Source organism: Pelagibacterium flavum (assembly GCF_025854335.1).
GTDB classification, from domain to species: Bacteria; Pseudomonadota; Alphaproteobacteria; order Rhizobiales; family Devosiaceae; genus Pelagibacterium; species Pelagibacterium flavum.
This window is the reverse complement of the sequence record NZ_CP107716.1, coordinates 1,952,513-1,965,680: the sequence shown is the minus strand read 5'-3', so window position 1 is coordinate 1,965,680 and position 13,168 is coordinate 1,952,513. Positions and strand designations below refer to the sequence as shown.

Annotated in this window: 10 protein-coding genes and 1 riboswitch; of the genes, 4 read left to right on the top strand and 6 right to left on the bottom strand. The window is 59.4% G+C overall.

The genetic code is table 11. The features are described 5' to 3' along the window. Nucleotides 1-3: 3 nt before the first annotated feature. The 3 genes from OF122_RS09865 to OF122_RS09855 form a co-directional block, all read right to left on the bottom strand. The gene (locus OF122_RS09865; RefSeq protein ID WP_264227590.1) at nucleotides 4-1,653 is read right to left on the bottom strand and encodes an ABC transporter ATP-binding protein; all 1,650 of its coding nucleotides are present in this window, start codon (nucleotides 1,651-1,653) and stop codon (nucleotides 4-6) included. Next, entirely contained in the window at nucleotides 1,650-2,264 is a 615-nt protein-coding gene (locus tag OF122_RS09860; protein WP_264227589.1) for an ECF transporter S component, read from the bottom strand. The genes OF122_RS09865 and OF122_RS09860 overlap by 4 nt, the downstream gene beginning before the upstream one ends. Nucleotides 2,265-2,327: 63 nt before the next feature. Continuing rightward, the gene (locus OF122_RS09855) at nucleotides 2,328-2,945 is read right to left on the bottom strand and encodes a Ykof family thiamine-binding protein (protein WP_264227588.1); all 618 of its coding nucleotides are present in this window, start codon (nucleotides 2,943-2,945) and stop codon (nucleotides 2,328-2,330) included. Further along, nucleotides 2,936-3,047: riboswitch (TPP riboswitch) on the bottom strand. (Overlaps the previous gene by 10 nt.) A 105-nt stretch (nucleotides 3,048-3,152) precedes the next feature. Between OF122_RS09855 and OF122_RS09850 the strand changes: the two genes are divergently transcribed. The 3 genes from OF122_RS09850 to OF122_RS09840 all read left to right on the top strand — a co-directional run bounded on the left by OF122_RS09850 (nucleotide 3,153) and on the right by OF122_RS09840 (nucleotide 5,950). After that, nucleotides 3,153-3,758 (top strand): DUF1176 domain-containing protein, encoded by a 606-nt coding sequence (locus OF122_RS09850; RefSeq protein WP_264227587.1) that lies wholly within the window; start codon nucleotides 3,153-3,155, stop codon nucleotides 3,756-3,758. 12 nt (nucleotides 3,759-3,770) lie between these two features. Next, the gene (locus OF122_RS09845) at nucleotides 3,771-4,193 is read left to right on the top strand and encodes a DUF1801 domain-containing protein (RefSeq protein ID WP_264227586.1); all 423 of its coding nucleotides are present in this window, start codon (nucleotides 3,771-3,773) and stop codon (nucleotides 4,191-4,193) included. Nucleotides 4,194-4,471: 278 nt separating this feature from the next. Beyond that, on the top strand, nucleotides 4,472-5,950 hold the full coding sequence (locus OF122_RS09840) for an AMP nucleosidase (RefSeq protein ID WP_264227585.1): 1,479 nt from the start codon (nucleotides 4,472-4,474) through the stop codon (nucleotides 5,948-5,950). Nucleotides 5,951-5,977: 27 nt separating this feature from the next. On the opposite strand, the gene OF122_RS09835 is transcribed toward OF122_RS09840, so the two are convergent. The 3 genes from OF122_RS09835 to aspS form a co-directional block, all read right to left on the bottom strand. Then, nucleotides 5,978-8,260 carry an NADP-dependent malic enzyme gene (locus OF122_RS09835; protein ID WP_264227584.1) on the bottom strand — a complete coding sequence of 761 codons (2,283 nt, stop codon included), beginning with the start codon at nucleotides 8,258-8,260 and terminating at the stop codon, nucleotides 5,978-5,980. Between the two features lie 122 nt (nucleotides 8,261-8,382). Beyond that, nucleotides 8,383-9,972 carry an EAL domain-containing protein gene (locus OF122_RS09830; RefSeq protein ID WP_264227583.1) on the bottom strand — a complete coding sequence of 530 codons (1,590 nt, stop codon included), beginning with the start codon at nucleotides 9,970-9,972 and terminating at the stop codon, nucleotides 8,383-8,385. 92 nt (nucleotides 9,973-10,064) lie between these two features. Continuing rightward, nucleotides 10,065-11,849 (bottom strand): aspartate--tRNA ligase, encoded by a 1,785-nt coding sequence (aspS, locus tag OF122_RS09825; protein ID WP_264227582.1) that lies wholly within the window; start codon nucleotides 11,847-11,849, stop codon nucleotides 10,065-10,067. A gap of 153 nt (nucleotides 11,850-12,002) precedes the next feature. Between aspS and rnd the strand changes: the two genes are divergently transcribed. After that, nucleotides 12,003-13,166 (top strand): ribonuclease D, encoded by a 1,164-nt coding sequence (gene rnd, locus OF122_RS09820; RefSeq protein WP_264227581.1) that lies wholly within the window; start codon nucleotides 12,003-12,005, stop codon nucleotides 13,164-13,166. Nucleotides 13,167-13,168: the final 2 nt, after the last annotated feature.

Genomic DNA, 13,168 nt, shown 5'->3' with positions numbered 1-13,168 from the left:
CCCTCACCCCGCAGCCCGAATGCGCGACGCCATCTCGACGCGATCCAGCCAATCGATCACCGGCGCAAAACTCGGCCGCGCCAATCCCGCCTTTTCGGTCGTGGCAGCATTGCCCAGGATGTCCCGAGGTCTGCCTTCGGCCAGTATCCCGCCTTCGACAACCACGGCAATCCGGTCGCAGAGCCGTACCGCCATATCCATGTCATGCGTGACGAGCACTACGCCCTTCCCCCTTTTCTTCAACTCAAGAAGATGGTCAGCGACCATTGCCGCCCCCGCGGCGTCCAGCCCGGAAAATGGCTCATCGAAAGCCATGAACGGCCATCGCCCGCTTGCATCGAGGCTTGCCAGCGCCAGCCGGCGCTTCTGCCCGAATGAGAGTTCGAACGGATGCCGGTCCGCAAGCGCCGTGAGCCCCCACCGCTCCAGCACCGCCCGGCTATCCCCGCCACCCTCCATCGCCCCAGCGATTTCCTCCCGCACGCTCGCCGCCACCAGCTGGGCCTCCGGATTCTGGAATGCGATACCCGCCATCGGCCCCTCCCGATGCCCCGCACGCAGCCTCAGCACCCCTGCCAGGCTTGCCGCCAGTGTCGTCTTGCCCGCCCCGTTGGGCCCAACCAGCCCAAGGATTTCCCCCTCGCAAATATCGATGTCGACGCCCTTCAAAACGACAGGGGCCATCGGCGGCGCGCAGTCGGCCTGTCTCAGAGATGCAATGACCTTGCCGGCCGGCGACGGAGAACTGACGTGTTGGTCAATGTACCGGCGTGCAACGACGCTGGCCGCTGCAATTGCCGCACCATTGCCGACGCCCGGCTCGAATGGCGCCAGCACATCCGAAAAGGACAGCGGAGCCCGCTCGGAGGCAAGTCCGACCGCACCAAGCATATCGTCGAGCGCCGAAAAAGCGGGCCGCCAGATACCTGCGCCCAAGAGATCCGCTCCACGCTCCCGAAACAGCGGTCCCGGCGGCATATCAGCCAGCACCGCTCCGTTTTCGCCAAGCACGACAACGCGATCGATAGTGTCGATCAACCCGTCCAGCCTATGGTCTATGACCACAACGGCCTCAAACGCGCTCCTGTCCGACAACAGGCCATGGACCTTGGCCGTGGCCGCCGGGCTCAAATGCGAGGTTGGCTCGTCGGCGATCAGTATCGGCGTCTCCTGCGCCAGCACCGAAGCTAGCGCGACAAGCTGGCGTTCGCCACCTGACAGTGCCGAACTGCGCCTGTGTTGCCATACCTGTGGCAAGCCGAGTCTTCCGAGAACGTCAGCTATTCGCGCCGCAATTGTTGCCGGCTCCACCCCCCGGTTTTCCAACGCGAACGCAATTTCCTCGCCCACCCGCATGCCACACAATGTTTCATCGGCATTCTGGAAATATTGCGCCACGGTATCGGCCCATTGCGCCGCGCTGCGGCTGGCAACGTCAACACCATTCAGTTTGATCCGCCCCACAACGCTCGCCGGAACGGCATTCGGGATCAGCCCCGTCAGGGCAAGCATGAGTGAGGACTTGCCTGACCCCGATGGCCCGAGCACAAGAACTCTTTCACCATGCCCGATGGCGATATCGACCGGACCAACAGCATCGCTGGTGGCGAAGGGATACCGGATCGATACCCCCTCCCATTGCGCCAGGCTCATTGGGCTGCCTGCGCCACAAGTCCGGCGCCGCGGCGCTCGATATCGATGCGCAGCCCTCTGAGCACACCGGTACGATAGAGAGCCTCGACGATCAGATGCCCAAGAACACCCGCCAGTACCGCCCCGCTGATAAGCCGGACGACAAACATTGCACCAACCAGCCAGGGCTCGAGCGCGCCGTAATCGAACAGGAACCAGTTATAGACAAAGCTCGTGACCGAAGCGCCCATCCCCGCAGCGATCAGAACCGGCAGCCGATAATGCTTCCAGCCCAGCGCCGCAAAAACCAGCTCGGCTCCCAACCCCTGCACCACCGCGGCGATCAGCAACCCCAGCCCCGCGGGACTGCCGAGCAGGATTTCAATCCCTGCCGCCAGCACCTCGGCCATCAGGGCAACACCGGGCTTGCGTATGACGGCGGCGGCAACGATGGATGCGGAAAACCAGAACCCCATGAAGACGTCCATGGTCACTGGCCCGAACACCGCCTGACTGACCAGCCAGACCTGAACCCAGGCCAGATAAAGCACGGCAAACGCGGCGCCGAAAACGGCAACGACAAGGGTTTCGCGCAGCGTCCAGCGCCACGATTGCGAAGCGAAATCGGACATGTCCTGTCCTCCTTTGATAACGATGTTGGAAAAAGCGCCGCGGGACCGCGCCCCGCGGAAAGATCACGCAGCGGCGTCCTTGGACGGGCTGTTGGCCGAAGCGGTCAGATCGATCGCGACATGGGCATTCGGGTCGCCAAAGCTGAGCCAGGCTTGCGAAAGAGCCTCAAAGACCGGCCCGGCGTCGCCAGCCAGCCTTGTGCAATAGTTCTTCGCCCTGTCGAACACCGGCGAGGCTTTCAGGAAATCGATGCAGCCGTAGATTTCGTCCATGTAATCGGCCGGGCCGAGCGGATAGAGCGAAAATTGCACGGCAACCCGCTGGCCGGTCGAGGGCGCGTCGTTCACAGCCTGCGCCGCCAGAGCCTTGCGTCTTTCAAGGTCTTCATCGAAGGCCGACGGCTGTCCGGGTTCGCAGATGTCCATGTCCGGCTCTCCCGGACACCCGCGCGAGATGGTGGCATGCATCGCCACGTGATGCCCGCTCCGCGCTGCGGCAACGAACAATTCGCGCATGGTTGGAAAAATCAACTCGGGCGGCCCGACGATGAGCGTCGAGATATCGTCGCTCTCGATGCGCAAGCGATCCCGATAGGGTGCCATTGCATCGAGGGAGGACAGGATTACGCGGACGAAATCATCCGCCATGACATAAAGGGAGAGTTGTGCGCCGCACTTCATCTTCGCCTCGCTCCGCTGGTATTATCCAGATCAGCTTTAGGGTTAGATGGCTTTGCGCCGTCCTCTCAGCCCCGGCGATACGGAGCACCCCTGTCGAACGACTCGATGGTTAGCACAACTTTGGATCGTGTCGCAACGGCAACTTCCTGCTTTGAGGAAACAGCGTTTTCCGGCACTCTGGTTTCACGATCATTGAAGGGCCGACCAATGCGAACCACTCTATTTTTAATGACAGCACTGCTTGCCGGCACTGTTCCTGCCATTGCCTCCGCACAAGAAAGCCCACTGTCCGAAAGCGACGCATTCGCACGCTTTGCCCAGAGCTTTCCCCAATTGTGCTATGGGCTCGAAGACTCTGCCGCCGCGGAATATTACCCGAACGAGAGTTGGAATCTGAGCTGGGAAACCGAGTATTCGGACACTCCGCAAACCGCAACGCTCTACAGGTTCTTCTGCGGTTCGGGAGCCTACAACGTCAATCACATGTACTATCTTGAAACCGAGTACGAGGGACTGGTCCCCGTCGGTTTTGCGACGCCTCAGTTCGATGTTGTCTATGAGAATGACGATTTCGAAGGCGCGGTTCTCGAAATGCCGATGACCGGCTATGGCAGCCAGTTGTTGCTCACTAATTCCGAATTCGACCCCGAGACAAAGACAATCACCAGCCACGCCCTCTGGCGCGGCCTTGGCGATGCCTTTTCAGCGGGAACATGGACCTTCGATGACGGTCAGTTCGTGCTTATCCGCTACGACGTCGATGCGCAGTATGATGGTGAAGCCAATCCCGAGACGCTGGTGAGCTTCAAATAGGAGAAAGGCTCCATGTCAGAGCTCAAGACTCGCCCAACCGACCAGAAGGTCTCGCAATTCATCGACGCGGTTGAGCCCGACCAGAAGCGGCAAGACTGCTGGACCGTCGTTGATATAATGCGCGGGATAACCGGTTCCGAGCCCGTCATGTGGGGGGCCTCCATTGTCGGCTTCGGAACCTACACCTACGTAAACACGACCAAGAAGCCCGCCGAATGGCCCATCACCGGCTTTTCGCCGCGGAAGGCCAATCTCACGATCTACGTGATGCCGGGGTTTGCCCAGTACGATTCTCTCATGGAGAAGCTGGGCAAGCACTCAACCGGCGTTTCGTGTCTTTACGTAAAGAAGTTGGCCGATATCGATCTTGGCGTTCTCGAAGAGATCATTCGCCGGTCGGTCGAATACATGCGGGCGACCTACCCCACCAGATAAGAAGAGACCGCAGCGCCGGGCGGACGACTGCGGTCTCCATAACCGCTTCCGCCGCGCTGTTGAGGGCTTGGGGGACTACAGCGGAAGCTTTTGTCCGCTAGTGCATGGGCTCGTTTGCCAGTCCAGCAGACACACCCAATATCGGGTGCCATTGCGGCGACAAAAGGCCCAATCACCGAACTGTGATAAAATGCTGCTTGGATGAGGGCCCATTGCACGGCGGAGCCGAAACTGGCATGCCTTGGGGTTAAAACCAAAAACAAGAACAGGACTTGCGCATGAAACTCGTCACTCCACCCGCCATACCGCTCAAATCTTTCTCCGACCCGGTGAAGGCTTGGGAATATGTCTGCGAAATCTACGACCGCAACACGAGCTTCATCCGCGACCATCTGCTCAATCTCACCAAGGGACAGGTGCCGCCTGGCAAGGTCCGCGCCCATTACCCCAAGGTGCAAGTCCTCTCAACGAGTTTCCAGCAACAGGCCAACTCGCGTCTCGCCTATGGCTTTCTGCACAGCCCGGGCCTCTATCAGACGACACTGACCCAGCCCGCGCTCTTTCACAAATACCTGATCGAAAACCTGTCGCTGATCCTCAAAAACCATGGCGGTGAGATCGAGGTCGGAGAATCCGAAACCCCCATTCCGCTCCATTTCGCCGTCGATCCCAAGGAACGTGTTGAAGGCGATACCCTCCTCGATATCGGCGTACCGCTACGCGATCTGTTCGACGTGCCCGATCTGGCGCATATGGACGACGAGATCGCCAATGGCACCTTCATTCCACCTTCGGGCGGCCCCTACCCGCTTGCCGCCTTCACCGGGCCCCGCGTCGATTATTCGCTGCACCGGCTCAATCACTATACCGGCACAGTGCCCGATCACTTCCAGAACTTCGTGATCTTTACGAACTACCAGTTCTACATCGAGGAGTTCACCCGTCTCGCCCATCAATGGATGAGCGAAGGTCATGAATTCTATGAGAGCTTTGTCGAGCCGGGCAACGTGATAACCACCAACTCCCGGCTTGGTGGAGGCACGAATGGCACCATTCCGACCCGCCAGCCGCAGATGCCAGCCTACCACCTTACCGCCCCCAACGGCCGGGGCATCACGATGATCAACATCGGCGTCGGCCCGTCCAACGCCAAGACAGCCACCGACCACATTGCCGTTTTGCGCCCCCATGCCTGGCTGATGCTGGGTCACTGCGCCGGGCTGCGCAACTCTCAGTCCCTTGGCGATTACGTGCTCGCCCATGGCTATGTCAGAGAGGATCACGTCCTCGACGACGATCTGCCAGTGACCGTTCCCATACCGGCCCTGGCCGAAATCCAGGTTGCGTTGCAGGAAGCCGTAGCCGAGGTGACCCACCTCGAAGGCCTGGAGACCAAGGCCATCATGCGCACCGGCACGGTCTTTACCATCGACAACCGGAACTGGGAGCTGCGCGACCAGAGCGAGATCACGCGCCGCCTGTCACAATCACGCGCCATTGCACTGGACATGGAGAGCGCCACCATTGCCGCCAATGGTTTCCGCTTCCGCGTGCCTTACGGCACCCTGCTCTGCGTTTCAGACAAGCCTCTGCACGGCGAACTCAAGCTGCCCGGCATGGCTTCGGACTTCTATCGCACTCAGGTCAACCGGCACCTTCTCATCGGGCTCAAGGCAATGGAAATCCTGCGCAATCAGCCCGTCGAAAGGCTGCATTCACGCAAGCTGCGGTCCTTTGCAGAAACAGCGTTCCAATAAAAAAGGGGGGCCTGCAGCCCCCTTTCTTCAGCCCTTAAGAGCCAGACTTTCGTTTGCGGTGATCGCTGTCATATTCACGATCCCGCGGCTGGTCACCGACGGCGCCAGAATATGCGCCGGGCTCCGCGTTCCCATCAGGATCGGCCCGACCGGAAGCGCGTTGTTGAGTTCTTTGAGCAAGGTCATGGAAAGATTCGCACTTTCCAGGTTCGGGAACACCAGCAGATTGGCCTCTCCCTTAAGGACCGAGTCGGGGATATAGCGCTCGCGCAGCCCCTGGTTCAGCGCCAGATCGCCCTGCATTTCACCTTCGACGATGAGATCCGGCGCGACGCGCTTGAGCTTGTCATAGGCGGCTTTCATCTTGTCTGACGACGCCCCCTCGCGCGAGCCAAAGTTCGAATAGCTCAACAGCGCTGCCTTGGCTTCAATATTGAAGCGCTTGAGGTGGTCGCGGGCCTGAAGCGTGATCGATACGATCTCGTCAGCGCTGGGGTCCATGTTCACATAGGTATCGGCAAGGAAAAACGCTCCGCGCGGCATAATGAGCATCGAAAGAGCCGAAACGTCCGAAACGCCGTCCGACAGCCCGATGACGGATTTGATATCGCGCACGTGCTTGATGTAACGCCCCTGAAGACCGCATATCAGCCCATCGGCATCGCCGCGCTTGACGGCAAGCGCCCCGATGATCGTGGTGTTGGTGCGCACGATCGTCCGTGCCGTGTCGGGCGTCACGCCCGAACGACCGACAAGCGAATGGAATTCAGCGACATATTCCTTGTAGCGTGGATCGTCTTCGGGATTGATGATCTCGAAATCCTTGCCTGGAGTCAGTTGCAGCCCGAAGCGTTCGATGCGCTGTTCGATAACGAATGGCCGCCCGATAAGGATTGGCTGTGCCATTTCTTCCTCGAGAACCACTTGCGTGGCGCGCAATACGCGCTCGTCTTCGCCATCGGCAAAGGCGATCCGCTGGCCGGCACCCTTCGCCCGTTCGATCATCGGCTTCATCACCATGCCCGAACGGAAGACGAAGCGATTGAGGCTGTCCTTGTAGGCGTCGAAATCAGCAACGGGGCGCCGCGCAACACCCGTGTCCATGGCAGCCTTGGCCACAGCCGGTGCAATACGCAAGATGAGGCGCTGGTCGAACGGGTTGGGAATGAGGTAGTCGCGGCCGAACGTGGAAGGCGCGCCCGGAACCGACTCGAGCACCGGCTCATGCGCCAGCTTGGCGATGGCGTGCGCGGCAGCGGCCTTCATTTCTTCGTTGATCGTGGTCGCGCCGACGTCGAGTGCCCCGCGGAAGATGAACGGAAAGCACAGGACGTTGTTGACCTGGTTGGCATAATCGGACCGCCCCGTGCAGATCATGGCGTCCGGACGCTCTTCCTGAGCGATTTCGGGCATGATCTCCGGCACCGGGTTGGACAGCGCAAGGATCAGCGGGTTTTCCGCCATGTCCTTGAGCATTTCCCGCTTGAGCGCACCGGCAGCGGAAAGTCCAAGGAAAATATCGGCCCCCTGCATCACTTCGGCCAGCGAGGTCTTGTCGCTATCCTGGGCGAAGGCACCACGCCAGCGATCGACCGAATTGTCGCGCCGCGTCGTCACCAGCCCCTCACGGTCGGCAACCCAGATGTTTTCCCGCTTGGCCCCAACGGCCATCAGCATGTTCAGGCAAGCGATAGCCGCGGCACCCGCGCCGGACGTGCAAATCTTGACCTTGGAAATGTCCTTGCCGGCGATCCTGAGCCCATTGAGAACAGCAGCCGCAACAATAATGGCCGTACCATGCTGATCATCATGGAAAACCGGGATCGGCATGCGCTCACGCAGCGCTTCCTCGATTTCAAAACAATCCGGAGCCTTGATGTCTTCGAGATTGATGCCGCCGAAAGAGGGCCACATCGGCGCAACGGTTTCGATGAACTTTTTTGGATCCTGCTCGTCAATCTCGATGTCGATGGAATCGATACCGGCAAACTTCTTGAACAGAACCGCCTTGCCTTCCATCACGGGTTTGGATGCCAGCGCACCGATATTGCCCAGCCCGAGCACCGCGGTCCCATTCGAAATAACGGCCACGAGATTGCCGCGCGACGTATAAAGCGCCGCCGTTTCGGGATCCGCGGCGATTTCCTCACAAGGCGCCGCCACACCGGGCGAATAGGCAAGCGCAAGATCGCGTTGATTGGCCAAAGGCTTGGTCGGGGCAATTTCGATCTTGCCCGGCTTTGGATATCGGTGGAAATGCAGCGCGGCTTCTTTGAGTGCCTTCTGCGGATCGCGCGGTTCTTCCGTCATGCCGTCTCCTCGGATTAGCGGCGAGATACCTGCCACCAATCGCGACAAAATGGAAGGCTTGCTGAGCTAACTTTTCCGCACGCAGGAAATTGGCCGTGCGGCCCGACCGGCAGAACCCCGATTCAGGCGGCCAGACCCGGCTCCAGATTGCTTTCCCGACCGGCTGGCCGCAGAGCATTCGCCAGGACAAGAAACGACGACAATTTCATGGGAGGGGCGAAAAGGTAGCCCTGCGCAAAAACGACGCTCTTGGACCGCAGATAAAGCGCCTGCTCCTGGGTTTCCACCCCTTCGGCGATGATCTCGATGTCGAGCTCACGAGCCATCGAGATGAGCCCATCGACCACCGGCACGGGCTGGGTAGCGTCCTTGATCATTTCAACGAAAATTTTGTCGATCTTGATGATGTCGATGCCAAGCGTCTGCAAATAGGCAAGATTGGAGTGCCCGGTGCCAGCGTCATCCATGGCGATCCGCGCGCCGAGCTTGTGTAGCGCGGTCATGACCCTGTTGGCGGCGTTGCGATCGTCAAGCGGCCTGCGCTCTGTAATTTCGAAAACGAGCTGACGATAGGAAATGCCACTGCCCTCAAAGACAGACTGGACGTCTTCCACGATCGAACCATCGCGGAAATGACCCTCGAATAAATTGATCGACACCTTGAAATCCGGCACCTCACGGCAGATGTCTTCAAGGTCGTAACGGACCTGTTCCATCAGGCTCAGGGTCATGGGAATGGCCAGGCCGGACATTTCCGCGTAGTCGATAAAAGCGCCGGGCGGAATAACCTCACCGTTTTTTTTCACCCATCGAATGAGAACCTCGCACCCCGTCAGCTTCCCGGTCTTGAGGTTGATGACCGGCTGATAATAGGGCTTCATTTCCCCCGCGATGATAGCGCGCTCGAGATCGAATGCGACAATGTCAGCCTTGCGGGCGTATTGGATCGCGAGCACCAGAATGAGCGCGCCCAGAAAGCACGCCGCCACGGTAAAACCGATGTCGAGCGATGAATAATCCGATCGAACTTCGGAAAATAAAACGCCGGCCTCTGCCTTGAGTGGTATTTCTCCGGCAAAAGACCGTGCGAACAGATATTCAGACCGGCTCGATCCCTGGCCGATCCGCGCATCACCACGCAGCAGTATCGACGTGCCGCTTGTCAGCGCCACCTGCAAATAGCTGATCTGGCCCAGCAGCGGCACGTCGTTGCGCATGAGCATGGGAGAGGCCAGGACGAACGCTGAAACGGTCCGTTCGCGCCCGAATGCTTGGGTTATCTTGAGCAATGGCGTCTCGTTGCCGTCGATCTTGATGACGCTCAGCGTTTCGGTGTGCCCAGGAATTGTAAGGCTTTCCGAAAGTACGCGATACTGCACCGCGCGGTCGAATGCCGAGCAGTATTGCACCCCGTCACGGTTCTCAACGACGACCTGACGCAAGAACGGATTGGCTTCGAGTTCGCTGTTGACGTTCTGCACGAAGGTCGCGGCACACAATGAGGGGCTGTTTGCCAGAATGCGTCTGAGCGATTGAATTCCCTCGTGAACGGTAAGCTGGGAGTCATGGGTGATGGCATCGACTGTGGTCTGCAGCGCGGTTGTTTCCCGCGCCATCACATAACCGTCGATCACATGATCGACCGCCACCACCGGCAGAAATGCCAGCAGCGCAACGACGAGCAGTACAATTTGTGAAAAACGCGACCGCAAAAAAATGCCCGGAAGTATCGAACCCTCAAATTCGATCCTACCGGGCAACACTTTAACTGCGCATTAAGCCTGGCGTATTTACGCCGCGTTCGTCAGGCGTTCTTCTTGTCCGCCGGTAAATTCAGCCGCAAATGAAGTTCGCGCAACTGCCGGGGTGACGCATCACTGGGCGCGCCCATCAGCAGATCCTCGGCCTGCTGGTTCATCGGAAACAGCGTGATCTCGCGCAGGTTCTGGACGCCGCACAAAAGCATCACGATCCGGTCGACACCCGCCGCCATGCCACCATGTGGAGGCGCGCCGTACTGGAACGCGCGATAGAGTCCGCCAAACCGGTCTTCGACGTCCTGACGCGATAGTCCCACTTTCTCGAAGGCGGCAACCATGGTTTCGGGTTCCTGGTTACGGATCGAGCCCGATGCGATTTCAAAGCCGTTGCAGACGGCGTCGTACTGGTACGCCTTGATCGACAGCGGGTCTTCGCCATCGAGAGCCTCGCGCCCCCCCTGCGGCATGGAGAATGGATTGTGGGCGAATTCCAGCTTCTTTTCTTCTTCATCCCATTCATAGAACGGAAAATCGACTATCCAGCACAGCGCGTAGCTGTCGAGGTCGAGAAGTTCGAGATCGGTACCGACCTTGGTGCGGGCCGCACCGGCAAAGCTGTGGAACTTGGAGGGCACACCACAGACGAAAAACACGGCATCGCCGTCCTTCAGTCCGAGTTGGCTGCGAATGGCGTCGGTGCGCTCCTCACCGATGTTCTTGGCAATCGGCCCCGAACCTGCGCCATCCTTGAAGAAGATGTAGCCCAGGCCCGGCTGGCCTTCGCCCTGTGCCCAGGCATTCATGCGGTCACAGAACGCACGCGACCCGCCGGTCGGTGCCGGGATGGCCCAGACTTCAACCTTGGGATCACCGGCGATCTGGTTGGCGAAGACCTTGAACCCCGAGTCGCGGAAATGTTCGGTAACGTCTTCCATCTCGATCGGGTTACGCAGATCGGGCTTGTCGGAGCCATATTTGCGGATCGCCACATCATAGGGAATACGCGGGAACTCCTGCGTGACCTTCTTGCCTTCGGCAAATTCCTCGAACACACCCCGGATCACCGGCTCCATGGTATCCCAGACTTCTTCCTGGGTCACAAAGCTCATTTCAACGTCAAGCTGATAGAATTCGCCCGGCAGACGATCGGCACGTGGATCTTCGTCGCGGAAGCACGGGGCGATCTGGAAATAGCGATCGAACCCGGCCACCATCAGCAATTGCTTGTATTGCTGCGGCGCCTGCGGAAGGGCAAAGAACTTGCCCGGATGAATGCGGCTGGGCACCAGGAAGTCGCGCGCGCCTTCGGGCGACGACGCCGTAAGGATGGGGGTTGAATACTCGGCGAACCCGATATCGGACATACGCCGGCGCATCGCCGAAATGATCTTGGTGCGCTTGACGATGTTGGCATGCAGCGTTTCGCGGCGCAGGTCGATGAAGCGATAGCGCAGACGCGTGTCTTCGGGATAGTCGGGCTCACCGAACACCGGCAGAGGCAGCTCGGCAGACTTGCCCAGCACTTCGATGTCGCGAATGAACACCTCGACCTCGCCCGTGGGCAGGTTCTTGTTGATGGTTTCGGGCGTGCGCGCCTTAACCTCGCCATCCACCCGGATGACCCACTCGGCGCGGACACTTTCGACCAGCTTGAATGCAGGCGAATCCGGATCGATTACGCACTGGGTCAGCCCGTAATGGTCACGCAGGTCAAGAAACAGCAATCCGCCATGATCTCGAATGCGATGCACCCATCCTGACAGGCGGACGGTCGAGCCGACATCTGCCTTGTTGAGCTGGGCACAGGTGTGCGAACGATAGCGATGCATCACAACAGATCTTTCGAGTACGGAGTGGGAATTTGTGCCGGAAAAGCGCATGTGAAGTGTCCAATGTCAAGCATGATGCGCCTTGGCACTTTGCGGCGGGACGACAATGCTGATAACAGACATCCCATTATTTTTGAACTGGATACCGACTCAATGCAGGTCATCACTTCGACGCGGGCGCTGGAAGCGTTCTGCAAGGACGCTGCGACCTATGATTTCGTGACCGTCGATACTGAATTCTTGCGCGAAACGACTTATTGGCCAAAGCTCTGCCTCATTCAGGCTGCCACCACCGACCGGGCGGTCATCATCGACCCCCTCGCCGATGACATCGATCTGGCGCCGTTCGCTGAACTTCTTGCAGATCGGCACGTGACAAAAGTGTTCCACGCCGCACGGCAGGACATCGAAATCTTCGTAAAGCTGTTCGGGGTCGTGCCCCACCCCATCTTCGACACGCAGGTTGCCGCCAGCGTGTGCGGTCATGGCGATTCGGTGTCCTACGACAATCTGGTGCGCTCGGTGGTCGGCGAGCAGATCGACAAGAGTTCACGCTTTACCGATTGGTCGCATCGTCCGCTGACCGAAAAGCAACTCACCTATGCCCTGGCGGACGTCACCCATCTGCGCGACATCTACGCCCAATTGCGCACCGAGATAGACAAAACCCGTCGCGGCGCATGGGTAGCCGACGAAATGGCCGTACTCGAAAGTATCGACACCTACATCATTCAACCCGAAGTTGCATGGAAGCGGGTGAAGGCTCGCGTCAATAAACCCCGCGATCTCGCCGCTCTGCAGGCTATTGCCGCCTGGCGCGAACGCCGTGCACAGGAAAACGATCAACCGCGCGGCCGCATCCTCAAGGATGACGCCATCGCCGAATTGGCTATCCAGCGGCCCACCTCCCCTGACGCCTTCGAAAAGCTCCGGGCCGTTCCGCGTGGCTACGGCCGGTCCTCAGCTGCGGCAGAATTGATTGCCGTCATCAAGTCGGTGGAAGCGGCAGACAAATCGAGCCTTCCCAAGATTGCCGAGCGCCCGCGCGGGCCCTCGCCGAAAGGTGCGGTCGGCGACCTGCTCAGGGTCTGGCTGAAAGCCGTTGCAGATACCAATGGTGTAGCAACCCGCATAATCGCCAGCTCCGACGACATCGACGCCATCGTGCTCGATGACAACGCCGACGTCCCTGCCCTCAAGGGCTGGCGCCGCAAGCTGTTCGGTGAAAAGGCCCTTGCGATCAAGCACGGCCGTTTGGCGCTGGCCGCCACACGCAAGGGTGTGGTCGAAGTGCCTGTGGACCTCGTCGACGAATAAGG

Bases quoted from the DNA above. Each gene is read 5' to 3' on its own strand.
- OF122_RS09835 (WP_264227584.1), bottom strand. From the start codon at position 8,260: ATGACGGAAGAACCGCGCGATCCGCAGAAGGCACTCAAAGAAGCCGCG.
- OF122_RS09840 (WP_264227585.1), top strand. From the start codon at position 4,472: ATGAAACTCGTCACTCCACCCGCCATACCGCTCAAATCTTTCTCCGAC.
- OF122_RS09865 (WP_264227590.1), bottom strand. From the start codon at position 1,653: ATGAGCCTGGCGCAATGGGAGGGGGTATCGATCCGGTATCCCTTCGCC.
- OF122_RS09850 (WP_264227587.1), top strand. From the start codon at position 3,153: ATGCGAACCACTCTATTTTTAATGACAGCACTGCTTGCCGGCACTGTT.
- OF122_RS09845 (WP_264227586.1), top strand. From the start codon at position 3,771: ATGTCAGAGCTCAAGACTCGCCCAACCGACCAGAAGGTCTCGCAATTC.
- OF122_RS09855 (WP_264227588.1), bottom strand. From the start codon at position 2,945: ATGAAGTGCGGCGCACAACTCTCCCTTTATGTCATGGCGGATGATTTC.
- aspS (WP_264227582.1), bottom strand. From the start codon at position 11,849: ATGCATCGCTATCGTTCGCACACCTGTGCCCAGCTCAACAAGGCAGAT.
- rnd (WP_264227581.1), top strand. From the start codon at position 12,003: ATGCAGGTCATCACTTCGACGCGGGCGCTGGAAGCGTTCTGCAAGGAC.
- OF122_RS09860 (WP_264227589.1), bottom strand. From the start codon at position 2,264: ATGTCCGATTTCGCTTCGCAATCGTGGCGCTGGACGCTGCGCGAAACC.